A 24,753-nucleotide genomic window follows, 5' to 3' on the forward strand; every position below is an offset into this window, starting at 1 on the left:
GATTTGGCAGACGGAACCACTCATCCGAAGGTCGCCGAAACCTGTGGACATATCCTAAATAGAGGCACAGAAATCGCCAAAATAGGCCAGAAGCGGTAATTTCTCTTTTATTAGGGTACTACGACAGTCAGGGCATGGCCGGTGAACTCGGGTTCGAGCTTCAAGGCGACATCAACAAAAGCCAGGAAGTTTACGACGCGATCCTCGAGGCCGGCCAGGAATTCGGCATCCGCAAACTTGGCGGGCGTGCGGCTTTCATCAACCACCTCGAAGCCTGCTTCCCGACCATCGTGACCGATTACCTCCCAGCGATCTTTGAACCGGAGATGGCCGGGTATCTTGAAGAGTTCCGTTCGGCGATGCCTGCCTTCGCCTCGACTTTCAACGTCGCGGGCAGCTTTGAGGGTCAGAAGGTTTCGGACTGGTATCGCAGCCCCGTTGAACTGGGCTGGGCCAATCGCATCCACCTTGGTCACGATTTCATCGGTCGCGACGCGCTGGCCGAAGAAAAAGCCAACCCACGCAGGGTGATCCGCACCCTGGTTTGGAACCCTGAGGACGTGATTAAGGTCTTCGCCTCGCTTTTCGGCAAGGAAACGCCCTACGACTGGATGGAAATCCCGCGGGATCAGCGCGGCTTCATGTACTGCGACCGGGTTCTGAAGAACGGCAAAGACGTCGGCACGACCACCTCGCGCGGCTACTCGTATTTCTTTCGGGAAATGCTCTCGCTTTGCACGATCGATGTGGCCGAGGCCGAGATTGGCAATGAGGTGGAAGTCGTATGGGGCAACCCGGGACACCCGCAGATCAACATCCGGGCCACCGTCCAACCCGCCCCCTATAAGCAGGACAACCGTCGAGCATCTTACTGACGTAGCAGCGTCCCGCTGCCTTGATGGGGCGCTGCATAGGACCGGCGGGCGCAAAGATGCGCTCGAACCGGATATTGGAAAGGGAGGACCCCATGAAACTCACGAAACTTCTACTAGCCGCCGCAGTGGCGGCCATTTCGACAGCGCCACTCATGGCCGAAACCGTCAAGGTCGGCGTGATCGGCCCCTTCTCGGGTCCGTTTTCAGGCTCGTTCGGAGAACCGTTCCGGCAAGGCGTGGAAACCTACGTTGCCATGAACGGGCAGCCAACAGACGACATCGAGGTCGAGTTCATCTACCGCGACCTGCAAGCCCCTGATCCGGGGCGGGCGCGAGCCCTTGCGCAGGAACTGGTCGCGCGTGACGGAGTGCAATACTTGGCGGGCTTCGTGTTTACGCCGAATGCCATTGCGGCAGCGGGCATCTCTGCCCAAGCGAAAATACCTACGGTTATCTTCAACGCGTCGGCCTCGGCCGTGGTGTCGCAATCGCCGTACTACGTGCGCACTTCGAACACGCTTCCGCAAGTGTCCGTCCCGACGGCGCAGAACGCGCTCGAAAAGGGATACCGTACCGTGGTGACGGCCGTGAGCGATTACGGCCCTGGCGTGGATGCCGAAACCAGTTTCGTGAAAGCCTTCGAAGCGGGAGGTGGCGAGGTGCTAGAGACCATCCGCATGCCACTTTCGACGACTGATTTCGGCCCCTACCTGCAGTCGATCCAGTTGCAGGAGCCGGATGCGCTGTTCGTGTTCCTGCCCTACGGCCCGCCCACATACAGCTTCGTCAACGCTTACCGAAACAACGGTCTGGATGACGCGGGGATCGCCTTCGTCGGTACGTCCGAGACACAAGAAGTCGACCTGCAATCACTGGGTGAGGCTGCTATCGGGCTTGAAACCGGCTACTTCTACTCCGCTGCGCACGAGTCGCCTGAGAACGAGGCGTTCAAGGAAAAGCTCGCGGAGCTGTTCCCGGACGCAGAGCCGAACCCAGCCACGGTATCGGCTTTCGACGGCACTCATGCGCTCTACGAGATGATCCGCGCGACCGAAGGTCAGCCGGACCCGGACGCGGCCATCGCCGCCATCTCCGGAGCCAGCTGGGAAAGCCCGCGGGGCCCGATCACGATCGATGCCGAAACTCGGGATATCATCCAGAACGTGTATATCCGGGTGGTCGAGCAGGAAGAGAATGGTCGTCTCGTGAACCGCGAGATCAAGACCTACGAAGCACAGCCTGACTACGGCGTGCAGGACTAAGGGAACGGTCGCATGCTCTCGCTCATCGCAAGCATCCTGATCGACGGCATTTCGTACGGGCTCGTCCTGTTCATGGTGTCGGTCGGTCTTACGGTCACTCTTGGCCTCATGCGGTTCGTGAACCTTGCCCACGGGACGTTCGCGATGGTCGGGGGATATGCGGCCGCCACCTTTGTTACTGCGCTAGGACTACCCTACGTCCTCGCGCTGATTCTCGCGGCGGCGGTCGCGGGGATCATTGCCTTCGGCCTTGAAATCGCGCTCGTGCGCCGCGTCTATGCCCGGCCCGAGCTGGACCAGGTTCTGTTGACAATCGGCCTCGTATTCATGGGGATCGCCCTGTCGGGCATGATCTTTGGCAATTCTCTGGTCCCGATCCGTCTGCCGGAGTTTCTTCGCGGATCGACCGATCTCGGTTTCCGCAGCATGCCGACGCAGCGGTTCGTTCCCCTGGTTTTGGGGCTCTTGTCACTCGCGGGGATCTGGCTTCTGTTTGAGCGCACGCGTTTCGGCGTCAAACTGAGGGCGACCGTGGATAACCCGCGTGCCGCGGGTGAACTGGGGATCAACACCCGCCGGGTCTATGCCGCCGCATTCGCCATCGGCGCGGCGCTGGCCGGGCTAGGCGGGGTCGCCGGCGCGGAGCTCTTGCCTGTGGAGCCATATTATCCGCTGAAGTACCTCGTGCTCTTCCTTGCGGTCGTCGCCGTGGGCGGACCGGGCAATATGGCGGGCAGCTTCGTTGCCGCCATCCTGCTCGGGACAGTTGAAACCGCAGGCAAATACCTCGCCCCGGAATTCGCGACCATCGCGCTCTATGCACTCATGCTCATCGTGCTGAGCTGGCGGCCCGAGGGCCTGTTCCAGCGCAGCTCCAAGACCTAGGCCCGCCATGACAAACACCCAACGAACCCTTGGCGCCGCCGCGGTCATACCGATCGTCGCCGTGGCGCTGGTCGTGATCTTTCCTAACCAACAGGCGTTTCTGGCCCAGATCGCGATCACAGCGCTTCTCGTCCTGTCGCTCGATCTCGTTGTCGGCTTCGCGGGCCTTGCAACGCTGGGCCATGCGGCCATGTACGGTGCCGGGGCCTACGCCGCTGCGCTCTATTCCCTGCATGTCTGGGCCGAACCGTTGACCGGTCTTGTGGTAGGCATTCTTGCCGGCGGCCTCGTCGCACTGGTCTCGGCACTAATGCTGATGCGTGCCCACGGCCTGACCTTCCTGATGATGACCGTCGCGATCACGCAGATCATATACGAGATCGTCAACAAGTCGCGTGCCGTCACCGGCGGGGATGACGGGCTCTATGGCATCATGATGCAACCGCTCTTCGGCAGGTTCGAGTTCGATTTTTACGGGCGGCTCGCCTTTTGGTACGCGGCGGTCGTCCTGTGGCTTGTCTTCCTGCTTCTGCGTCACATCGCGGCCTCCCCCTTTGGTCTGACAGCCCGCGCGGTGCGCGATGACGGAGGTCGCGTGTCCTCCCTCGGCGGGGGTATTTTCGCCCACAGGGTCGCGCTTTACACCCTCTCCGGAGGTATCGCCGGCTTGGCAGGGGCGCTATCGGCCCAGACCGTGCAGGTGGTCGGGCTGAACACGCTGAGTGTCACGTATTCCGCCGAGATTCTTGTCATGCTCGTCATGGGGGGAACAGGTCGCCTCTGGGGCGCCTTGCTGGGAGCCTTGGTGTTCATGATGATCCACCATTACGCGGCAGAGGTCGATCCGGTCCGCTGGATGCTCTTCATCGGGGCGATGCTTGTCATGATCGTCCTGTTCCTGCCGAAGGGCCTGTTCGGTGGCCTCGAAGCCGCGGTGAACCGTCTGCGCGAAGGGGCACGGACATGAACAATCTTCTGGAAGTACGCAACCTGTCGAAATCCTTCGGTGGCTTGCAGGTTACCCGCAACGTGGATCTGACGATCGCCCCGGGCGACCGGGTGGCGTTGATAGGACCGAACGGCGCGGGAAAGACAACGCTCGTCAACTTGATCAGCGGTGTGCTGGACCCGACGGGCGGCGAGGTCATGCTCGACGGGAGCAAGGTCACGGCGCTGTCGCAACGGCAGCGCGCCCATCGCGGGTTGATCCGCACATTTCAGATTACGCGGTTGTTTCACAGCATGACTGTAGCGGACACGCTGCGCGTTGCCGCGATTCAGAAGAACGGCATGGCCTATCGTTTCGGCTGGGGGGGTAGGAGCGCTGACCTGATCGAGAAGAGCGTCGAACGCGTGTTGACCGATCTGCGTTTGCAAGATCGCCGGGACAATGATGTCAGCCTGCTTGCCTACGGCGAGCAGCGACTGGTGGAGCTTGGCGTCGCGCTGATCATGGAGCCGCGCGTGCTCATGTTGGATGAGCCGGCGGCGGGTGTTCCGCAAAGCGAAAGCCACATCATCATGGACGCGATCGAAAACCTGCCAGCGGAGCTGGGGGTCCTGTTCATCGAGCACGACATGGACCTCGTATTCCGCTTTGCACGTCGCATCATCGTTCTGGTGAGTGGCGGGGTGTTCTGCACGGGAACCCCGGACGAAATTGCAGCGAACGAGGACGTGCGGGCAATGTATCTGGGTGAGGCAAGCTGATGGCGAAGGAAATCGCATGGAACAGCGTTGATGCGGGCTATGGTCGCACTGTTGCGGTGGAAGGTATCACGGTGCGGCTCAGCGCCGGTGAGAAACTGGGCATTCTCGGGCGCAACGGGGCAGGAAAGACCACGATCCTGCGCGCCATGATGGGGGACGCTAAAGTCCACCACGGAACGGTCGAAATCGACGGGGTCGACGTAACCGGCATGCCGGCCTACCAACGCAATCAACTTGGTGTCGCGGTCGTGCCGCAGACTCGTGACGTGTTCCGGTCGCTTACGGTGCGCGAAAACCTCATTGTCGCCAGCGCCGAGCGCGATCGGACCAAGCTGGCGGTGAAACTGTTCCCCAGGCTTGGCGAGAGGATGCAGAATCTCGGCGCCGATCTCAGCGGCGGCGAACAGCAAATGCTGTCCATCGCACGGGCAATCATGACGAAGCCCGACTTTTTAATGCTGGACGAGCCGCTCGAAGGTCTTTCGCCAACCCTGGCGCAAGACGTCATGAAGTCGGTACGGAAAATGGTCGAGGAAACAGGCCTCGGCTGCGTCCTTGTCGAGCAGCACGTGGCCACCGTTCTGGATTTCTGCGACCGCGCATTGGTAGTGCAGCGGGGTCAGATGGTCTTCTCGGGCACGACCGATGAGTTGCGCGGCCGGCCGGACGTGCTGGAAAGTGCTATCGGCTTGTCGGCCGTCTCTTCAGAAAACGAATAGGAGACGCCTACGGCACAGACCAATGTTATCACCCTGGCATAGTCGACGCACTAAGCACGATCCTCGCCGTCACGGAGCGAACATCAACCAAGCCGACTGGTCTTGACTCCTGATACTGATCAGAAATGAGTGCGAAATTTTTGGGGTTCCGTTATTTGAGCCGGCCGGACATGATTTCTATCCTGTTGCTCCAGTTGTAGCGCAGCTTGCCGTATCTGCGCGCGAGCGGCGATTAAAGGCGGCGAGCGTACTTCGCTAGCGCAGGCGGAACATGCGCGACACATTCCCAAATCGCATGAAGGGCCTCGCCGGAGCCGCGTGATCATTGCCGATCGCCCCCGCCATTCGTCCTTGCGATGTCGTCCGCGATGGTCTCCCGAAGCCAGTCGCGAAACGCGACGAGCGGCGGGTAGTTCTCCATCTGCTGCTGGTAGACCAGGTATCCGACGCTACGCGACTTAACCGCCATGTCGGAAACCGTTACCAGCCGACCCTTGGCGAGGTCGTTTTTGATCAGTTGGACCGGCGCGAGCGCGATGCCTAGTCCGCGTGATACCGTCTGCAGGAACATCGTGTAGTTCTCGAACGTGAGCAGAGGGCGGGACCGCAGCCCGGGCAGAGCTGGGATCTCGAAAAGGCTCGCCCAGATGACGCGTTCGGTGACGTGCAGCAGAACGTGGGTCTGGCGGAGCATGTCCTTGTCGTCGGTAAGCACGGCTTCGGCAATTTCAGGTGTCGCGATGGCGCGAAGATCCAGTTGGATCAGCCGTTCTCAACGAGCATCCCCCCCCCCCGGAACTTCTCAATGACGGCAGGAAGGATGCCGGGGCCGGAGCGAGGTTGCGAGGGAATGCGGGTCGAGAATTCGACCGTGACGTCCGGGTGAACGTCTTCGGCCTCAAACGATCCCTCGTCGCACCGTTCGACCGCACGATCGACGATGACGCCATCTGGTCGTCCCGCTTCGACTTCGTGATGGTGCGCACGGGCACAGAAGCACTGTGATATGGACTTGCCCGGGTTTTGCGGAGAGCGTTTTCAGGTCAAAGGGTAGCAACTGAAAAGCGAACACATAGGCGGAAACAACTTTTCCATAACTCTTGACAACAAATTAGCAATCTAAATATATGTTCTCCGGCGCCCACGATCCGTATGACGCGGGGTTCGGCGGGAGCGCTTGAAGGAGGTGGTTCATGACGGATCTGACCATGCGCGTCGAAGCTCGGCGGCCGTTGACCGAGCAGATTTGCGAATTCACGCTCGCTCCTTTGGACGGTGCCGAGCTGCCGACGTTCGAGCCCGGGGCGCACGTGACGATAGAGACGCCATCGAAGGCGATGCGCCGGTATTCGCTGATCAATGATGGCAGCGCCCCGGAGGTGTACAAGATCGCGGTCAAACGGGAGCCGGAATCGCGTGGGGGGTCGGCGTCCATGCACGACGAGGCGACCGTGGGCACGGAACTGCGTGTCGAGCCGCCCGAGAACGATTTTCCCATGGGCGAGGCTAACGAATATCTGCTGATCGCCGGTGGGATCGGGGTGACGCCGATCTACTCCATGGCGCAGCAACTCGATCGCGAGGGCAAGCCCTTCAATATCATCTACTGCACGCGCAGCCCGGAGGACACGGCATACCTCGACGAGATGCGCGCAGCTTTCGGGGATCGTCTTCTGGTGCATCACGACGAAGGCGACCCGGAGAAGGTCTACGATTTCTGGGACCATTTCGAAGAGCCCAAGAAGATGCATGTCTATTGCTGCGGGCCCGCGCCATTGATGGAGGAGATCGAGGCGATCTCCGGCCACTGGCCGGAGGGGCGCGTCAACTTCGAAGACTTCAAGCCGGTCGACGTGGTGCGCGAAGACGACAAGGCATTTGACGTTGTGCTCGAAAAGTCCGGTAAGCGCGTCACGGTTCCTGAGGATCGGTCGATCCTCGAGGCGCTGCGTGATGCGGGCGTGGCAACAGTGAGTTCGTGCGAAAGCGGCACTTGCGGCACGTGCAAGACGCGCTTGCTCTCGGGCGAGGTCGACCATCGCGACATGGTGCTCATGGACGAGGAGAAGTCCGACAACATCATGATCTGCGTGTCGCGCGCCAAAGAAGGGGAACTCGTTCTTGACCTCTGACGCCGTCCGCATCGGCGTGGCGGGCCTGGGCCGCGCATTCATGTTGATGCTGCCCACCTTCCGCGCTGATACGCGAGTGCGACTGGTGGCCTGCGCCGCGCCGCGGGCCGAGAGCAGAGATGCCTTCGAGGCGGAGTTCGGCGGCACGGGTTATTCGGACGTGGAAGCGATGGCCGCCGATCCGGAGGTGGAAGCAATCTATGTCGCGACCCCGCATCAGATGCACGCCGAACACGTCGAGGCTGCGGCACGTCACTGCAAACACATTCTTGTCGACAAGCCCCTGGCAGTCACGCTCGACGATGCTGATCGGATGGTGAAAGCGGCCGAAGACGCCGGAGTCCACTTGATCGTGGGACCAAGTCACAGTTTCGATGCGCCGGTCCTGCAGGCACGGGCGATGATTGATAGCGGCGCGCTCGGCGCCGTGCGCATGGTGCAGGCCTTCAACTACACGGATTTCCTCTACCGTCCCCGCCGACCCGAAGAGTTGCGCACCGAAGAGGGCGGTGGCGTGTTGTTCAGCCAGGGCGTCCACCAGATCGACATCGTGCGGTTACTCTGCGGCGGACTCGGGCGCAGTGTCTCGGCGATGACAGGGGCCTGGGACCCGGCGCGTCCGACGGAAGGCGCCTATTCCGCGCTCATGGACTTCCATGGCGGCGCCTTCGCCACTCTGACCTATTCGGGATACGCCCACTTCGACAGCGACATCTGGATGAACAATGTGGCCGAACTCGGTGGCGACAAGTCACCGGAAGCCTACGGCCGCGCCCGTAGGGCGCTCGAAGGGCTCGACGCCGAGGCGGAGGCCCGCCTCAAGACCACGCGGACCTATGGTGCCGGAGACGCCCCGCCGACCGCGCGTCACCATGAACATTTCGGCCCGGTCATCGTGCTCTGCGACCGGGGTGACCTGCGCCTCACTCCCGACGGTGTGGAGGTTTTCGGCGACTTCGCGCGGCGCTTCGAGGAGACGCCTCTGAGCACTGTCCCGCGCGAGACAGTGATCGATGCGCTGGTGGCCGCGGTGCGGCGCAACAAACCTCCGGCGCAGACGGGGCGCTGGGGGCGGGCCAGCCTCGAGGTTTGCCACGCAATCCTGCACTCGGCCGAAACCGGCGTGGCGGCCGAACTCACGCGCCAATGCGGAATTTACCAGGAGGAGATGACACCTTGAGCGACCTGACCCTTTCCCTCGCCATGGGCAACTACGACCGGACCCGGGCCATCGTCGACGGTCGCGTCAAGATAGACGGGGTGGACCCGGTTCCGATGCTGCTGTCGCCCGAGGAGATGTTCTTCCGCGCCTTCCGCCACCAGGCCTTCGACATTTCGGAACTGTCGCTGTCGTCGTACTCCATCTCTGTTGCACGCGGTGACCCGCACTACATTGCGGTCCCGGTGTTCCTGAGCCGGGCATTCCGCCACACCTCGGTCTACATCCGCACCGACAAAGGCATCGAGAAGCCGGAAGACCTGAGGGGCAAGCGGATCGGCATCGCCGAATATCAGCTTTCGGCCAACGTCTGGGTGCGTGGCATCCTAGAGGAAGACTTCGGCGTGCGTCCGTCGGACGTCACGTGGGTTCGCGGCGGCATGGACACGCCGGGCCGTCCGGAGAAGATCAAGGTCGACCTGCCGGAGGATGTGACCGTTGAGGCGGCACCGGAGGGTGCCACCCTGAATGGTATGCTGGAAGCGGGCGAGATCGACGGGTTCATCGGTCCGCGCTGGCCGCGCTGCTTTGCCGAAGGGCATCCGCACGTGGGCCGGCTGTTCTCCGACAGCGTGAGCGCTGCCGAAGATTTCTACCGACGTACCAAAGTGTTCCCGATCATGCATGTGCTCGGAGTGCGCCGCACCCTGGCGGACCAGCACCCTTGGCTTCCCGGCGCTCTGCTCAAGGCATTCTCGGAATCGAAAAAGCTGGCGCAGGACGCGCTGCAGGATACCTCGGCGACCAAGGTCACGATGCCCTTCGTCGAGGATAACCTGAACCGGGCGCAGGCGCTGATGGGGCAGGACCCCTGGACATACGGCGTCGTTGGCAATGCGCACGTGCTTGAGAAGTTCCTCGGCTATCACCACGCGCAGGGACTGTCGCCGAGACACGTTTCGGTGGACGAGTTGTTCCATCCGTCGACGCAAGAAGCCTACAGCCTTTGAAAGGGGTGCAAGATGAGTGAACTGAAGCCCGGAGACGTGCTGGAAATCACCACCGACGGCGGACTTGCTTACGTGCAGGTCACGCACATGCACCCGAGTTACCCGCCAGTGGTTCGCGCGCTGGACGGGCTCCACGAAGATCGTCCCGCGGATCTTGGTACCCTGGTCGCGGGTGAGACCCGGTTCATGGCCATGATCCCGATCGACCGGGCTCTGGCGCAGGCTGGCGCCGCGTGCAGTTTCGTGGAAAACGTCGCCGTGCCCGAGGCGTACAGCGCGTTCCCTACCTTCCGTATGCCGATCCGCGACAAGCAGGGCGAGATCGTCTACTGGTGGTTCTGGGACGGGCGCGGGCTGTCATACGACGCCGAACTGGACGCCGAGCAAGCCAAGTTGCCTCTGCGTGAAGTGATGTCCGGAAAGCGTTTCCTGCAACTCTTGAGCGACATGGCGGTCTGAACCTGCAGAGACGTCGTGGCGACGTCGCCGACGGCCGATATGGCACGAAACGACAAATTCATGGGCGTGGCTTCTGGGAGAGGGCGCGCGCCCGACAAACGGGGAGGAGACCTGTGATGGGCGAGTCATCGCGCCTCGATATCGAGGCATCGCTGCCGAAACACCGTGATCTCTATTACGGTGGGCGCTGGCACAAGCCGAGCGCGGGCGGTTACGAAGACACGGTGAATCCGGCGACCGGCAAGGCCTTGGCACCCGTCGCCGTGGCCACTCAGGCCGACGTCGATGCTGCCGTGGTTGCCGCGGATGCAGGCTTTCGCGAATGGCGCGATGTCGCACCGCTGGAGCGGGCCCGGATTCTCAAGGAAATCGCCGCGCGGCTGCGCGAACACGGCGACGAGTTGGCGCTGATCGACGCGGCCAACTGTGGCAATCCTTACACCGAGATGCGAGGGGACGCGGGCGTCGCCGCCGCGCAAATGGAATTCTTCGCCGGCCTCGTGACCGAGATGAAGGGCGACACGATCCCGATGGGCCCCGAGCGGGTGAACATGACCACGCGAGAGCCGATGGGGGTGGTGGCGCGCATCCTCGCATTCAATCATCCGTTCATGTTCTGTGGAGGCAAGATGGCCGCGCCGCTGGCGGCAGGTAATGCGGTTATCATCAAGCCGCCAGTCCAGGCGCCGCTTTCGGCACTGCGGCTGGCGGAAATCGTCGAGGACTTGCTGCCCGCTGGCGTTTTTTCCGTTCTGCCGGGTGGCACCGAAGCGGGTGCTGGTCTGGCTGCGCATCGGGACGTCGCCAAGGTGACCCTGATCGGATCGGTGGGCGCGGGCCGGGCCGTGATGCATGGCGCCAGCGACACGATAAAGCCGGTACTTCTGGAACTTGGCGGTAAGAACGCTCTGATCGCCTATCCGGACAGTGATCCAGACAAGGTGGCGGACGCGATCGTCGCGGGGATGAACTTCGGCTGGTGCGGCCAATCCTGCGGTTCGACCAGCAGAGCGTTCCTTCACGACGAGTTGCACGACGCCGTTGTCGAGCGGCTGGCCGATAAGGTAAAGCGCTTCAAGCCTGGCATTCCCACCGAGGAAGGCACCACGATGGGCTCGCTGGTCAGCAGGGCGCATTTCGACCGGGTCATGGGCTTCATCGACAGCGCGAAGCAGGAAGGCGCCCGTGTCGTGGCCGGTGGCCATGCCGTCACGGACGGGCCGCTCGAGGACGGCTGCTTCATCGCGCCCACGATCTTCGCCGACGTGACCCCCGGGATGACCATCGCCCGCGAAGAGATCTTCGGTCCCGTCCTGGCGGTGCGACGTTGGTCCGACGAAGCCGAGATGCTGTCGGAGGTCAACGGGCTCGACGTGGGGCTGACGTGCGCGATCTGGAGCCGCGATCTTTCCACGGCGCACCGGGCCGCGAACCGGGTCGAAGCCGGGTTCGTCTGGATCAACGAGGTGGGGCGCCACTTCCTCGGCGCGCCCTTCGGCGGTGTGAAGCAGTCGGGGATCGGGCGCGAGGAGGGTATCGGCGAACTGATGTCCTTCACCCACGAAAAGAACATTCACATCAACCTGGGCGGTCAATGAAGCCCGCGCCCGAGGAGGATCGCCCGATGCGCGACGAAATCGACCGCCCGGTTCCTTGCGAGACCACCGACGTATACGGCAGCGATGCCATCGCATTGATGATGCGTGAGCTGGGCACGCCCTACGTCGCGCTGAACCCGGGATCCAGCTTTCGCGGTCTGCACGACAGTATCGTGAACCACTTGGGGAACCGTGATCCCAAGATGCTGCTGTGCCTGCATGAAGAACACGCAGTGGCGATCGCGCACGGCTGGGCCAAGGTGACCGAGCAACCCCTGGGCGTGATCCTGCACGCCAACGTGGGGCTCATGCATGCGGCGATGGCACTATATAACGCCTGGTGCGACCGGGTACCGATGCTTGTCTACGGCGCTACCGGACCGGTCGATGCGGCCAAGCGGCGGCCGTGGATCGACTGGTTGCATACCTCGCGGGACCAGGCGGCGGTGGTGCGTCCTTACGTGAAGTGGGACGACCAGCCGGCCTCGCTTGATGCCTCGCTGGCATCCATGCTGCGCGCCGCGTCGATCACGGCCACGCCCCCGATGGCGCCCACCTATGTCTGTTTCGACGTGAGCGTTCAGGAAGAAAAGCTGGATGTCCTGCCGGCGCTTCCCGACCCGGCGCGCTACGCGGCCCCGCAGCTTCCTGCTGTTGCCGCGCCGGATGCGAAAAAGTTGTGGGACATGCTCGAGGGCGCAGAGGCGCCGGTTTTCCTGATGGGGCGGGTTTCACGCGATGGCCGAGACTGGGAGCGCCGGGTTGCGCTGGCCGAACGCTTCGGCGCCAGGGTGGTGACCGACATCAAGGTCGCGGCCGCCTTCCCGACGCGCCATCCGCTGCATGCTGGAGCGCCGGGCTACTTCCTCTCGCCCGAAGCGGGCAAGGTGATCGCGGACGCGGATCTTGTCGTTTCCTTCGACTGGGTCGACCTTGCGGGGACACTGGATCAGGCCGGGTTGAAGCCCGGCGCGACCCGCGTGGTTAACGTGACGCTCGAGCCCTTTCTTCAGAACGGTTGGTCGCTGGACCACCAGGCGATGCCAGCCACGGATTTCACGCTATTGGCGCGCCCCGATGATGTGGTCAAAGCGCTTTGCGACATCGGTCACGTCGCGGAGCAGGGCGAACAGGCGCTCTTGGTCGCTGATCCCAAGCCACGGGCGAAAGGCGAAATCTCAGTCGACAGCCTTGCAGACGCCTTGGCCCTGGCGGTGCGGGGGCATGAGCCCAGCTACCTGCGGTTGACGCTCAGCTGGAACGGCGAGAAATGTGACTTCGCGGCACCCTTGGATTACCTCGGCTACGATGGCGGTGCCGGCATCGGCTCTGGCCCCGGCATGGCGGTCGGCTCTGCCTTGGCGCTGCGCGGGCAGGGGCGTTTGCCGGTTGCAGTGCTGGGGGACGGGGATTTCCTGATGGGCTGCACGGCGCTATGGACGGCCGTGCATCACGAGGTGCCCTTGCTGATCGTGGTGGCCAACAACCGGTCCTACTTCAACGACGAAATCCACCAGGAGCGTGTTGCCCGCGACCGCGGCCGCCCCGTCGAAAACAAGCACGTAGGCCAGGCCATCGACGAGCCGGACATCGATATCGCCGCCATGGCGCGCGCCCAGGGGGCCGAGGCCTTCGGTCCCGTGGACAGGATGGAAGACTTGGGCGAGGTATTTGCCGAGGCGATCGCCGCGGTCGGCCGTGGATCCGTCGCGGTGGTCGACGTCCGCGTGCGTCCCGGCTACAGCGAGGCAATGGCGGCAGGAATGACGCAGGAATGAGCGGGTATGCTCATTCCTTTAGGGGTCAATCACGGTTTCGCAACGTGCACTTGCCAGACCCGGACTGAACGGCCATCCTGCGCTTCACTGCCCGGTCCGGCCGGAAGAGGATTTTCGATCAAGGGGTTGATCTGCGATGAGCGATGAAATTTCGGCAGGGGGTAAGACGCCGGCCCCCAAGGCCGGCGGAGCCCCGGATTACGACGAAGAACGTCTCGCTCGTCTCATCCGGCTCGCCGCGCGGTCTTTCAACCGTTCGCTTCAGATGCGCCTGACCAGCGAAAGTGTGACCTTCGGGCAATGGATTTTCCTTCGCATTCTTTGGAAATCGGACGGCCTGTCGCAACGTGAACTGGCCGAGCGCGCAAACCTCACGGAGCCCACGACCCACACCGCGCTTCTTCGGATGGAGGAGCAGGGCTTCATCGCACGGCGCAACGTCGGCGATAACAAGCGGCGCGTGCATGCCTTTCTGACCGAGCGTGGCTGGGAATTGCGCGACGTGCTTGAGCCGATGGCGGTGGAGAGCAACGATATCGCGGTCAAGGGGTTAAGCGAAGTCGAAGTGAAGGTCCTGCGACACGGTTTGACGACCATCATCCGCAATCTCGAACAAGATGAGAAAGATGGTGCTGCGCGCGGACTTCGTGTCCCGCCGACCCGATCACTGGCCAAGATTTGACGGGCGTCGCCGGGGTGTCGGCGCGACCGTGTCCGGATTGGGTTGACCATATTTGAGTGGCCGTGTGGGAGCGTTTATGCAACCATCACGGGAGCGGTGTCGGGCGAAATCTAGCAATAGTTTGAAGCTATAATTGAGATATCTAATTTCTTGACGTGGCAAAATATCGCAGCTAGGAAAGTAGACGTCTAATATTCTCGCGTGTTCAGGCGGGTCGGCCCGCGGTCACGTCCGGATGGAGACACGAACCGAGAATCGCTGGGAGGCGATTCATGCAAAACTAAGGGAGGAGACTCATGAACTACTCGATTCTGGCCGCGACGCTCGGCCTCGCGATCTCATCGACGGCGGTGTCCGCCGATCCTGTGAACCTTACCCTGTCGGGTGGCAACCCGGGTGGCCTGTGGTCGCTTCTGGGTGCCGGCATCGACCGTGCCGTCAAGGCCGACGACGGCGATTCTGTCGTCACGTATCAGGCGACCGGTGGCGGCTTCGCCAACATCGGTCTTCTTGGCAGTGACCGGACCGACTTGGGCCTGTTGCACGACGCCGAAGCGCAGATCGCTCTCCAGGGCGGAGAGCCGTTTGCTGAGCCCATCGAGAACATGCGTGCCATCGGCTACATGTACAACTGGGCGCCGATGCACTTCTTCCTCGATAAGGCCGTGGCCGAGGAGTACGACATCGACAGCCTCGACGACATCGCCGGCAGCGGCGCGGCGCTTCGCATCGGCATCAACCGCTCGGGCAACATCACGTCCAATGTGGCGTTGTTCATGCTGGAAGAGGCGGGCGTGACCGAGGAAAGCCTCACAGATGCCGGCGGGCAATTCGTGCGTGCGGGTGCCAACGAGCAGGCGGACCTGATTCAGGATGGTCGTCTCGACATGATCACGAACGGGATCTTCATCAACCACTCGTCGTTCCGCTCGGTGGACGAGAACAACGACGTCATTCTGCTCGAAGTTCCGGAAGACGTGGTCACGGCCACCAATGAGGAATTCGGCACCGGCACGATGACCATCCCGGCCAGTAGCTACTCGAACCAGGAAGCGGATGTGACCACTTCCGCGCTCGGCGCGCTGCTCGTGGCCAATGACTCCATGTCCGAAGAGACCGCCTACTCGTTGGCAAGCTCGCTGGTGAAAAACATCGACGAAGTGCGCGCGGTGCACAGCTCGATGAAGCAACTTTCGCCCGAGCTTCTCGCCACGCCCAGCGTGCTCGAGTTCCACCCGGGTGCCGCGAAGGCATATGAGGAAGCGGGGCTGATCAAGTGATTGGTTCTCTCGTCGCCACCGGCCGCAGGCGCAAGCTTGCGGCAGGTTCGCAGCGAGTGTTGATCGTCGTCGCGGCGGTTTTCGCGGCCTGGGTCATCTACGCGAACCTGTTCACGATCTCGGATCCACTCATCCTGGGGATTCTCTTCGTCTGCGGCATTTACACGATCATGTTCGGCGCAATCGGGGCCACGCCTCGTGCGCCGGACCACATCCCGCTCTACGATTGGGCGCTGTCGGCGCTGAGCTTGGCGTGCGGGATATTCTTTTTCGTAAACGCGAGCGCTATTGCTGACCGGATCAGCCTTCTGCATGCCTTCACACCGGCGCAGCTGTTTTTCGGCACCGCGTTGCTACTACTAACGTTGGAGGCCACCAGGCGCACCACCGGGCTCGGTCTGACCGGTGTCGTCGTGCTCTTTCTGGTCTACAACTTGTTCGGCTACCTGCTGCCCCCTCCCTTCGGGCATGGCGTAGATGAATTCAGCTACCTTCTGGATATTCTCGTCTTCACGACCGATGGCGTCTTCGGTGTTCCGATCCAGGTCGTCGCGAGCTATGTCTTCCTGTTCGTCATGTTCGGGACATTCCTGTCGAAGGCCGGCGGTGGAGAGTTCTTCTTCAACATCGCATCGTTGGTCACTGGCCGGTCGCGCGGTGGTCCCGCCAAGATCGCGGTCATCTCTTCCGGCCTGTACGGCACGATGTCCGGCAGCCCTACGTCGGACGTGGTGGCCACCGGCTCAATCACGATCCCGGTCATGAAGCGGTTGGGGTACCGCGCGCGCTTCGCCGCCGCGGTCGAGGTCGCGGCCTCCACCGGTGGCAGTGCCATGCCGCCGATCATGGGGTCTGCTGCCTTCATCCTCGCCGAATACACCGGCGTGGCCTACCAGCAGGTGGTCTTCGCCGCGCTGGTCCCCGCGCTTCTGTATTATATGGGCGTCTTCACACAGGTGCACCTGCGAGCGGTTCGTCTCAACCTGCGCCCCTCGGACGACGAGATTCCGACGGCGAAAGAGACCTTCCGCACCGGCTGGGTCTTCCTGATCCCCATCGCGGGGATCGTCGCGGCGCTGGTCGCAGGCTATTCACCCACTTTCACCGCAGGCGCCGGCGTCGTCGGTGCCGTCGTTGCCTCCATGCTGACGAAGGCGACACGCTTGCGGCCCTGGCAAATCGTCGAAGGGCTCGGCGAGACCACGCTGCGGATTCTGCCGGTCGCGGGTGCCTGTGCGGCCGCCGGCCTGGTGATCGGCGGCCTGTCGATGACCGGTCTCGGCATGAAAGCGGCCAACGTGATCCTGACGATCAGTAATGGCCAGCCCGGTGTGACACTGGTGATCGCGGCCATCGTGACGATCATTCTCGGCCTCGGCATGCCGACGCCCAGTGCCTACATCCTCGCCGCCGTTCTGGTGGGGCCGGCGCTGGCAAAACTCGGATTCCCGATCCTCCAGAGCCATATGTTCCTGCTCTACTACGCCGTGTTGTCGGCGCTGACACCGCCGATCGCAGTCGCGGCTCTCGCGGCCGCGGCGATCGCGGACGAGGATCCATTCAAGATCGCGTTTTCGGCGGTGCGGCTGGCAGTCGTCGGTTTCCTTCTGCCCTTCGCCTTCGTGTTCAACCCCGGTCTGCTTTTGCTGTCGGATCCGCTCTTCAATGTCATCGCGGTGTCTGGCGGGGTGCTGGCCACGCTGGCGATCGCGGTGTCGGTGGAAGGCTCAATCGGGTTGCCGCTGGGGCGCGTGGAACGACTGGTGCTGACATTGGCTGCGGCCGCCGCCGTGATGCCTTTCACGCTCGTGGCGTTGGGCGGGATTCTGGTGATCCTCGCATTCGCCGGACGTTACGCCCTGCTGATGCGCGGCGGTGGCCCACAGAAAGAGACCAGTGCCTGAGAAAGGCCGGGCGCGGTTCTTGCGCCCGGCCGACCGAATGACTTCTACCGATGCTGATACAAAGGAACAGACGTGGCCGAAACGCGCGCAACATCGACCCCGAGAACTCCGCCTTTCTGGAAACGTTGGGCCATTAGTATGCTCGCGGTCTACCCGCCGCTTGTGCTACTCGTATACGCCTCGCGCAGCCTACTAAAAGGCGTGCCTACACCGGCCGTACTTTTTCTGGTTGCCCTGTGCCTGACAGGATTGTCCACTGGGTTGATCCTTCCCTTTCTGCACCGCTGTCTCGCAGGCTGGCTGCAGCGATGACGCCGCCGGCCTAGCTTGACAAAAAAAATTAGATAGCTAAGAATATATGTGGAAAATTTCTGCACTTGCTGGAGGAGAACGACATGCTGACATATGAAGAAAACGAGCTGCTGACGCGAGTGACCGGGGATGCCCCGATGGCAAAGCTCATGCGCCAGCACTGGACACCCGTCTGTCTCATCGAAGAGGTAGCCGAGAACGACGGCAAGCCGCTACGCGTCGAGGTTCTGGGGGAGAGCTATGTCGCTTTCCGCGACACCAAGGGCCGCTTGGGCATGCTCGACGAGCTTTGTCCGCATCGCAAAGCGTCGCTGGTTTATGGCCGCAACGAGGATTGCGGACTGCGCTGCCTCTACCACGGCTGGAAGATGGATGTGGATGGCAACGTGGTTGCGATGTCTTCCGAACCGGAAGGCAGCCCCCTCATGGAAAAGGTCAAAGCACGCGCCTACCCGGTGCGCGAGTGGGGCGGTTTCGTTTGGGCCTGGCTTGGCGACCGCGACGAGATGCCGGAGTTCCAGCCGCCGGCCTTCGCCCCCGAGGAAGACACGAAGGTTTCGATCCTCAAGATCCGCGTGCCGGCTAACTGGGCGCAGATCCACGAAGGTCAAATCGACAGCGCGCATAGCTCGTCGCTGCACTCCTCCAACATGGTTCCGGCGCGGGTCGAAGGCGCTTCGTCGGACGAAAAGTCCTGGTATCGGCCATCGACGGACAAGTCGCCGCGGATGCAAACCGAGACCACAAGTTACGGTTTCCACTACGCCGCGATCCGCAAGCCGATCAAGAACGCGAAGACCCACAACTACCTGCGGATCACCGAGTTCGTGGCACCTTACTATTCGTTGATCCCGCCGAACAACAACTACAAAGTGGCCAGCGTGATCGTGCCGATTAACGATGACGAGACCGCCTTCCACTTTATCGCGTTTGGTGGTCCGAACGTGCCCTCGACGGAGGAATGGCGCAAGTTTGCCCATGCGGTACCGGGGGTCGATGTCGACGACAAGTGGCGGCCCGTGCGAACGCTGGAAAACGATTTCCTGCAAGACCGCGAACGTATGGCGGAAGGGCATTTTACAGGGGTCGACGGCATCCCTAACGAGGATATCGTCATGTGGGTGTCCATGGGGAGCCGCGTGCAGCGCGAAACCGACACGCTCGGCGCCTCGGACCTGGCAATCGTGGAATTCCGCCGCCTTATGGTGGATGCGGCGCAGAAGGTCGCCGAAGGCGGTCGTGCCATCGGCACCGACGCCGAAGTGCCGCAAGCGCTGATAGCCTCGCATGAGGGCGTCTATTCCAAAGACGTCGACTGGCGCACCCTGGTCAACCCGAAGGCTGACTCCCAGGCCGCCGAGTAGGGTTCCCTTTCAAAGCACGGCGTTCACAGGGCGTGAGGAGCACTCGCGCCCTGTGTGATTGGCGCCCGTAACTCAAAACGAAGGACTTCAAACCGTGAATACCGCTGCTTCTGTTCCTAACATCATCCTTGAGCCGATGGTGCGCAACGCGATCATGGAGGATATGGGAACTGCCGGTGACGTAACGACGCGCGCAGTTCTTCCGGAGGGCACCCAGTACAATGCGGAAATGGTCGCCCGGCAGGACGCCGTGGTCTCCGGGATGCAACTGGCAGCGCTTGCCTTTCGCCTGATCGACCCCGAACTGCGCGTTGAGACGATCGTTGCCGATGGTTTCGCATGCAAGGCCGGCGATACCCTGATGAAGATCGAAGGTGCGGCCGCCTCCATTCTCGCGGGGGAACGCGTAGCCTTGAATTTTGCTGGTCGCCTGTCGGGAACGGCTACGATGACGGCCTCATACGTGAAGGCGGTGTCGGGGACCGGGACCCGCATTACTTGTACGCGCAAGACCACGCCGGGCCTGAAGCTGGCCGAAAAGCTCGCCATTCTTCATGGCGGGGGCCACAATCATCGATTTTCCTTGTCCGACGCGATCCTGATCAAGGACAACCACATCGCCGCGGCAGGCGGTGTTACGCAGGTGCTGGAGGCCGTCAAGAAGCACGCCGGCCACATGGTCGTGGTCGAGATTGAAATTGACGGGTTGGATCAGCTCGACGAGGTGATCGAGGTCGGTGGCGCCGACGTTGTTCTTTTCGACAACATGACGAGCGCGGACATGGCGGAGGCCGTGAAGCGAATTGACGGACGAATGAAAACCGAGGCCAGCGGCAATGTCCGATTGGACCGCCTGCGTGAAATTGCCGAGACCGGCGTCGATTATATTTCTTCAGGCGCGTTGACCCATTCGGCCGGCACGGTGGACTTCGGCCTCGATTTTTGATTGGACCGGCCGTAGCCACGCATTTTAGTGGACCCGAGTTGGGTCCAAGTGCCTGGGCCCGTACCGGTTGGCGCGTCAGCGTGCTGTAAGCCAACCATTCAGGGCCCGGGTCAGCCAAGGAACGATGAACGCGGTGGTGAGGCCGGTCAGGATCACCGCGACGATCAACAACCCCAGGGCTTGGGGAACGCGTGAGGTGAGCGGGGACAACACCGTCACCAGGACGATGAGTGCCGGATAGACCGCCAGAAGGCTGACGGTCCAACGCTTCCAGAACAGGGGTGGGCGTGGCGTGCTTGGGAGTGAGCCGACCGGTTCGAACCAGATATTTGACCCGGCAGCCTGTTGACGTGAAACGTCCGTTATCGCCAGGGCTTCGATGTCGATCAAGGCGGCCGCGCGCTTCGGCGAGTTGCGCCACGCATCCAGCGCCGCGCTGTCCCGGAATCTCACCACGACATAGAAATCCGTGCCCAACCCGCCCTCGCGGCGGATGACGTCGAGGCTCTTGAAGCCCTCTGTCTGAACAAGCACGTCATTCAGCTTCTGCAGCAACTCCGCGCACCTGTCACCGTCGCGGTGCCGCACGCGAAGTGCCACCAGAAGACTATTCTGGCGATCTTCAAGCAAACTTGCATCGACCATTTGGGCTGTCTCCAACTGAGCTTGAGCATGTTTCTAAAGGTAAGACTGGACCTATAGCTCCTTGTAGCTGATAGCCGCACGGGATTTAACAATTTCCTTACATATCTAAATTTAAGCGGTGAAACCTGTTAGTTCTGTCCACGCTCTCGGTGCGAAAGTCGAAGGCTTGTTCGATATGCGCGTGTCCGTCGTCCGATGATTTGAGACACGAGCGCCTGATCTCGAAGGGAGGGTCTTGAGCTACCCCCCGAAATTCGGACAGTGACGTAAACTACGATTTGCAGTCTGCTGATCTTCGACGAGAAGAAGATCAGAGATGTCGAAACGCAAGGAGCACGCGCCCGAGTTCAAAGCGAAGGTCGCGCTGGAAGCCCTGAAGGGTGAAGAAACGGCGGCCGAGCTGGCGAGCCGGTTCGGAGTGCATCCGACGATGATCCATCAATGGAAGCGCGCCTTGCTCGAAGGCGCGTCCGGCGTGTTTGAGCGCGGCGGCCGCAAGAGACCCGAGATCTACGAAGAGCCGGTGAAGGAGCTCCACGCCAAGATCGGGGAGCTGGCGGTGGCCAACTCTTTTTTGGAACGAAAGCTGAAGCCCTGGGGCGGGAAGTGAGGCGCGGCATGATCGAGCCTCACCATCCCCGGCTGTCCATCGGTCAGCAGTGCAAGCTGCTGTCGATCGCGCGCTCGTCCTATTACTACGCGCCGAAGGGAGAGACCGAACAGAACCTCGGCCTGATGCGGCAGATCGACGAGCAGTTCCTGGAGGCCCCGTTCTTGTATGTCCGTTTCCCGCTCTCGCTTCGAAATGTCGAGGACCTGCTCCACGAACGCGGCGTCGATGTGAGCCACGAAACGGTCCGATATTGGTGGCACAGGTTCGGACCGCTTTTCGCGGCCGAGATCCGCAAGCGTCGGAGTGAGGGAATGCAGTCCAGTCGCTGGTGGTGGCACCTCGACGAGATGTTTGTGAAAATCAACGGTGAACGCTGTTAGCTATGGCATGCGGTCGATCATGAAGGCGAGGTGCTCGAAAGCTTTGTGACCAAGACCCGGGACCGGAAGCCGCCATGAAATTCATAAGAAAAGCAATGCGCAAGCATGAGCGCGCAGATGAGATCGTGACCGACCGATTGCGCTCCTACCGGGCCGCGCTGAACGATCAGGGCGCCACCCATCGGCAGACCTGCGGTCACTGGCTCAACAACCGGGCAGAAAATTGACACCTGCCGTTCCGACGACGGGAAAGCGCCATGCGCCGGTTCCGGCGCATGCGAAGTTTCCGGAAGTTCGCGTCCGTCCACGTCTCAGCCTCAGATCATTTCAACCAGGAACGCAGCCTCTCGAGCCGCGGTCCTTTCGCGTCCATACAGTGCTGGCGGGACGCCCGAGCGGCGTAAATGATCCGGCTATGTCGTTGCGGGTGCTGTCTGTACGGATTTACGGGCGCAGTAGTCGCGAAGGATTTTCACCGCTTCGGAGTCGGGGTCGAGTACGGCCGGGTCGACACCGATCAGGGTAATGACCGCCTGCGCTTCGTTCTGCCAGTCGAGGACGGGTGCCGCGAGCGCGACGAGACCTGGGATGAAGTCCCCATCGACCGAGGCGTAGCCACGCTGGCGCAGCTTGGCCACGAGGCTGCGCAGGCCAGCGCGGCTTGGCGTCGCGTCGGGCAAGAGGAGGGGGTTGCGCGTGGCTCGGCGCAGCTCCTGGTCACGGATGCGGCCGATGGCGCCCTCCGGCGCCCAGGCTAGGAACCCGCGCCCTGTCGCAGAATTGAGCAGGGGCAGGGTCGTACCCAGCCCCATCGACGTGACGGCGGGCGATGCGCCGCGTTCCCAGCGGACGACCGTGGCGCCGTCGTTTCCCCAGACAGACAACAGGACGGTCATACCTGAGAGCGCTGCGAGGTCGGGCAGATCCTCGGCCGCATGGTTGACGAAGTCGTGCCGGGCCAGCGCGGAGAGGCCAAGATGGATCGCTTCCTTGCCGAGGTCATAGCGGCCGGAGCGTCCCTCCTGCTTGGCGAGCCCGGCGGCGACGAACGATGCGAGGTAGCGATGGACCTTGCTGCGAGGCATGCCGCAGTCGCGCGCGATGTCGGACAGCGATTGCGCCCCGTCCGCCCGTGCCATGTGCGCGAGCACGCCAAGCGCCGCATCAAGTGATTTCAGCCCGGGACCCGGGCCTTCGGTCTCAGCCATCCGCGTCACCTTTCTACCTTTTCAGCATTTCGTTCGTTTTCGCGCCGAACATAGCCGTGTCGCGGGATTTTAAAAGGCGACGGGCCTCATGTCTCTCGTCGGCGAACTGTACTCACCGTCCAGCCCGTGAAGCTGTTTGCAGCGGAGCGAGCCGACTCGCCGTAAGTTCATGAACTCCATTCGTTTTTGGATCCGCGTCCAGCTTCCTGATCTTCTGGTAGACGAGTGGCCGCATAAGTTATTCCGTATTATGATACAAGTTGCACATTATGGAACTTTAGGTTACGCCTCATGAAAAGTCGAGCGACTTGGGGAGAAGCGATGAGCGTATTGAAGACAGTCGAAATCCTGGGCGGCGGTCCTGCTGGCCTGTACACCGCGATCCTGCTGCGGCGCCTGATGCCTAGTGTTAAGGTCCGGGTGACCGAGCAGAACCCTGAAGGTGCAACATTCGGCTTCGGCGTCGTGTTCTCGGATCAGGCGCTGGAATTCCTGCGTGCCGACGACCCGGAGACCCATGACCTCGTCACGCCGCACATGGAGCGCTGGCGCAACATGACGCTGAACCTGCCCGGCGACACCGTCACGCTGGACGGCGTGGGGTTCACCGCCATCGGACGGCTCGAGCTGATCGAGCTTCTGAAGGACCGGGCCCGGGGCCTGGGCGTCGAGATCCGGTTCAACACTCTGGTCGAGGACCTGGATACGCTTGAGGCCGATCTCGTGGTCGGCGCGGATGGCCTGAATTCGCTGGTCCGGCGAAGCTTCGAGGATACGTTCCGCCCCTCGATGGAATTCTTCGACAACCATTTCGCGTGGTTCGGGGTAGAAGTGCCGTTCGACACCCTTACCCAGACTTTCATCGAGACAGAGCACGGGCCGATGAACGCGCACCATTACCGGTTCTCGCCGGAACGTTCGACCTTCATCGTCGAATGCGAGGATGTGACGTTCGAGAAGTGGGGTTTCGCCGAGATGGGCGAGAACGAAAGTGCCAAGCTGTGCAGTGGCCTTTTCAGCGACGTGCTCAAAGGCGCGCAGCTAATCACGAACAAGTCGATGTGGCGGCAGTTTCCGCGCCTGTGGTGCGAAAGTTGGGTCGCCGGGCGGTACGTGCTGCTGGGCGACTCCGTGCATACGGCGCACTTCTCGATCGGATCGGGCACGCGGCTCGCGCTCGAGGATGCGATCGCGTTGGTCAAGTCACTCGAGGAATTCGACGACGTGGACGCAGCGCTCGCCGCCTACCAGGAACGCCGCCAGCCCATCGCGCGCAAGATCGTCAACGCTGCGAACACCTCGGCCTACTGGTACGAGACGTTCGGCGAGAAGATGCATCTCGATCCGTTGGACTTCGCACATGACTACCTGATGCGCTCGGGCCGGTTGTCCGAGGATCGGTTGCGTCAGATCGCGCCGGGCTTCGCCGCCCGATACGAGGCCGATAAGGCCGCCACCGGCTGAGAGGCCGGTATCCGTCGCATCCGGGGTGAGCGGGCGCGGCGTATTTCAAATGGGAGGACAGGATGTCGGGAACGACAGACGCGCAGACTACTTCCATCGCTGACCCGGTCGCACAGGATGTGCCCGGCGCGTTGGAAATCGGCTTCGACAAAGCAGATCATCCGAACTGTTCGGATATCCTGTGGCAGAACCTCGACCGCAACCCCGACGCCATCGCGGTGAGCGGGCCGGCGGGAGACATGTGTCGTTGTGCCCTAATTAAAGAGAATAGAGGCTAATTTTTCCCTGACTTTTCAATGGCTGCTTGTACCTCTATTTGTGGCATTGTACCTTTAATTAGGATACTGTACCCTAATTTAGGATACAAG

Annotated in this window: 24 protein-coding genes and 1 pseudogene; 22 read left to right on the top strand and 3 right to left on the bottom strand. The window is 62.0% G+C overall.

All coding sequences use genetic code 11. The annotated features are described in order from the left end of the window. The first annotated feature begins 134 nt into the window (after positions 1 to 134). The 6 genes from FCT00_RS00485 to FCT00_RS00510 all read left to right on the top strand — a co-directional run bounded on the left by FCT00_RS00485 (position 135) and on the right by FCT00_RS00510 (position 5,451). The gene (locus tag FCT00_RS00485; protein WP_235888903.1) at positions 135 to 875 is read left to right on the top strand and encodes a glycine cleavage T C-terminal barrel domain-containing protein; all 741 of its coding nucleotides are present in this window, start codon (positions 135 to 137) and stop codon (positions 873 to 875) included. 92 nt (positions 876 to 967) lie between these two features. Then, the gene (locus FCT00_RS00490; RefSeq protein WP_202530541.1) at positions 968 to 2,137 is read left to right on the top strand and encodes an ABC transporter substrate-binding protein; all 1,170 of its coding nucleotides are present in this window, start codon (positions 968 to 970) and stop codon (positions 2,135 to 2,137) included. Between the two features lie 12 nt (positions 2,138 to 2,149). Further along, positions 2,150 to 3,022 (top strand): branched-chain amino acid ABC transporter permease, encoded by an 873-nt coding sequence (locus FCT00_RS00495; RefSeq protein ID WP_138421435.1) that lies wholly within the window; start codon positions 2,150 to 2,152, stop codon positions 3,020 to 3,022. 7 nt (positions 3,023 to 3,029) lie between these two features. Further along, the gene (locus FCT00_RS00500; protein ID WP_138421436.1) at positions 3,030 to 3,989 is read left to right on the top strand and encodes a branched-chain amino acid ABC transporter permease; all 960 of its coding nucleotides are present in this window, start codon (positions 3,030 to 3,032) and stop codon (positions 3,987 to 3,989) included. After that, entirely contained in the window at positions 3,986 to 4,732 is a 747-nt protein-coding gene (locus tag FCT00_RS00505; protein ID WP_138421437.1) for an ABC transporter ATP-binding protein, read from the top strand. Before FCT00_RS00500 ends, FCT00_RS00505 begins: the two co-directional genes overlap by 4 nt. Further along, positions 4,732 to 5,451, top strand: a complete 720-nt coding sequence (locus tag FCT00_RS00510) for an ABC transporter ATP-binding protein (protein ID WP_138421438.1) — start codon at positions 4,732 to 4,734, stop codon at positions 5,449 to 5,451. The genes FCT00_RS00505 and FCT00_RS00510 overlap by 1 nt, the downstream gene beginning before the upstream one ends. A 322-nt stretch (positions 5,452 to 5,773) precedes the next feature. On the opposite strand, the gene FCT00_RS00515 is transcribed toward FCT00_RS00510, so the two are convergent. Next, positions 5,774 to 6,217 (bottom strand): LysR substrate-binding domain-containing protein, encoded by a 444-nt coding sequence (locus FCT00_RS00515; protein WP_138421439.1) that lies wholly within the window; start codon positions 6,215 to 6,217, stop codon positions 5,774 to 5,776. Between the two features lie 116 nt (positions 6,218 to 6,333). Here FCT00_RS00515 and FCT00_RS21720 point away from each other — a divergent pair, with 116 nt between their 5' ends. The 12 genes from FCT00_RS21720 to nadC all read left to right on the top strand — a co-directional run bounded on the left by FCT00_RS21720 (position 6,334) and on the right by nadC (position 20,075). Then, the gene (locus FCT00_RS21720) at positions 6,334 to 6,456 is read left to right on the top strand and encodes a hypothetical protein (RefSeq protein ID WP_268920892.1); all 123 of its coding nucleotides are present in this window, start codon (positions 6,334 to 6,336) and stop codon (positions 6,454 to 6,456) included. Between the two features lie 188 nt (positions 6,457 to 6,644). Further along, positions 6,645 to 7,583, top strand: a complete 939-nt coding sequence (locus tag FCT00_RS00520; RefSeq protein WP_138421440.1) for a PDR/VanB family oxidoreductase — start codon at positions 6,645 to 6,647, stop codon at positions 7,581 to 7,583. Continuing rightward, complete coding sequence (locus FCT00_RS00525) at positions 7,573 to 8,763, top strand: Gfo/Idh/MocA family oxidoreductase (protein WP_235888904.1); 1,191 nt, start codon at positions 7,573 to 7,575, stop codon at positions 8,761 to 8,763. Before FCT00_RS00520 ends, FCT00_RS00525 begins: the two co-directional genes overlap by 11 nt. After that, positions 8,760 to 9,752: an ABC transporter substrate-binding protein gene (locus FCT00_RS00530; RefSeq protein WP_171042841.1), complete on the top strand. Its 993-nt coding sequence runs from the start codon at positions 8,760 to 8,762 to the stop codon at positions 9,750 to 9,752. The genes FCT00_RS00525 and FCT00_RS00530 overlap by 4 nt, the downstream gene beginning before the upstream one ends. Before the next feature lie 12 nt (positions 9,753 to 9,764). Then, the gene (locus FCT00_RS00535; protein ID WP_138421441.1) at positions 9,765 to 10,211 is read left to right on the top strand and encodes a hypothetical protein; all 447 of its coding nucleotides are present in this window, start codon (positions 9,765 to 9,767) and stop codon (positions 10,209 to 10,211) included. Positions 10,212 to 10,327: 116 nt separating this feature from the next. Then, positions 10,328 to 11,809 carry an aldehyde dehydrogenase family protein gene (locus FCT00_RS00540; RefSeq protein ID WP_138421442.1) on the top strand — a complete coding sequence of 494 codons (1,482 nt, stop codon included), beginning with the start codon at positions 10,328 to 10,330 and terminating at the stop codon, positions 11,807 to 11,809. 26 nt (positions 11,810 to 11,835) lie between these two features. Continuing rightward, entirely contained in the window at positions 11,836 to 13,587 is a 1,752-nt protein-coding gene (locus FCT00_RS00545) for a thiamine pyrophosphate-binding protein (protein ID WP_138421443.1), read from the top strand. 136 nt (positions 13,588 to 13,723) lie between these two features. Further along, positions 13,724 to 14,269, top strand: a complete 546-nt coding sequence (locus tag FCT00_RS00550; protein ID WP_138421444.1) for a MarR family winged helix-turn-helix transcriptional regulator — start codon at positions 13,724 to 13,726, stop codon at positions 14,267 to 14,269. A 296-nt stretch (positions 14,270 to 14,565) separates the two neighbouring features. Continuing rightward, positions 14,566 to 15,549, top strand: a complete 984-nt coding sequence (locus FCT00_RS00555; protein WP_138421445.1) for a TAXI family TRAP transporter solute-binding subunit — start codon at positions 14,566 to 14,568, stop codon at positions 15,547 to 15,549. Positions 15,550 to 15,605: 56 nt separating this feature from the next. Next, positions 15,606 to 17,453 carry a TRAP transporter permease gene (locus FCT00_RS00560; RefSeq protein ID WP_235888905.1) on the top strand — a complete coding sequence of 616 codons (1,848 nt, stop codon included), beginning with the start codon at positions 15,606 to 15,608 and terminating at the stop codon, positions 17,451 to 17,453. A gap of 395 nt (positions 17,454 to 17,848) precedes the next feature. Next, entirely contained in the window at positions 17,849 to 19,129 is a 1,281-nt protein-coding gene (locus tag FCT00_RS00565; protein WP_138421447.1) for a Rieske 2Fe-2S domain-containing protein, read from the top strand. A gap of 136 nt (positions 19,130 to 19,265) precedes the next feature. Further along, on the top strand, positions 19,266 to 20,075 hold the full coding sequence (nadC, locus tag FCT00_RS00570) for a carboxylating nicotinate-nucleotide diphosphorylase (protein ID WP_171042842.1): 810 nt from the start codon (positions 19,266 to 19,268) through the stop codon (positions 20,073 to 20,075). 75 nt (positions 20,076 to 20,150) lie between these two features. On the opposite strand, the gene FCT00_RS00575 is transcribed toward nadC, so the two are convergent. Beyond that, positions 20,151 to 20,720, bottom strand: coding sequence for an antibiotic biosynthesis monooxygenase (locus FCT00_RS00575; protein ID WP_138421449.1), 570 nt, complete (start codon positions 20,718 to 20,720; stop codon positions 20,151 to 20,153). Positions 20,721 to 21,036: 316 nt separating this feature from the next. On the opposite strand from FCT00_RS00575, the gene FCT00_RS21640 reads away from it, so the two are divergent. Both FCT00_RS21640 and FCT00_RS00585 read left to right on the top strand, forming a co-directional pair. Then, positions 21,037 to 21,330, top strand: a complete 294-nt coding sequence (locus FCT00_RS21640) for a transposase (RefSeq protein ID WP_138421450.1) — start codon at positions 21,037 to 21,039, stop codon at positions 21,328 to 21,330. Positions 21,331 to 21,455: 125 nt separating this feature from the next. Next, positions 21,456 to 22,117: pseudogene (locus FCT00_RS00585) on the top strand (IS6 family transposase). 9 nt (positions 22,118 to 22,126) lie between these two features. Here the strand turns inward: FCT00_RS00585 and FCT00_RS00590 are convergent. Continuing rightward, positions 22,127 to 22,921 (bottom strand): IclR family transcriptional regulator, encoded by a 795-nt coding sequence (locus FCT00_RS00590; protein ID WP_138421451.1) that lies wholly within the window; start codon positions 22,919 to 22,921, stop codon positions 22,127 to 22,129. 321 nt (positions 22,922 to 23,242) lie between these two features. On the opposite strand from FCT00_RS00590, the gene FCT00_RS00595 reads away from it, so the two are divergent. Continuing rightward, on the top strand, positions 23,243 to 24,385 hold the full coding sequence (locus FCT00_RS00595) for an FAD-dependent monooxygenase (protein ID WP_138421452.1): 1,143 nt from the start codon (positions 23,243 to 23,245) through the stop codon (positions 24,383 to 24,385). A 62-nt stretch (positions 24,386 to 24,447) separates the two neighbouring features. Beyond that, entirely contained in the window at positions 24,448 to 24,663 is a 216-nt protein-coding gene (locus FCT00_RS00600) for a hypothetical protein (RefSeq protein ID WP_138421453.1), read from the top strand. The last annotated feature ends 90 nt before the right edge of the window (positions 24,664 to 24,753 follow it).

This window comes from Maritimibacter alexandrii, from assembly GCF_005871115.1.
Classification (GTDB): Bacteria; Pseudomonadota; Alphaproteobacteria; order Rhodobacterales; family Rhodobacteraceae; genus Maritimibacter; species Maritimibacter alkaliphilus.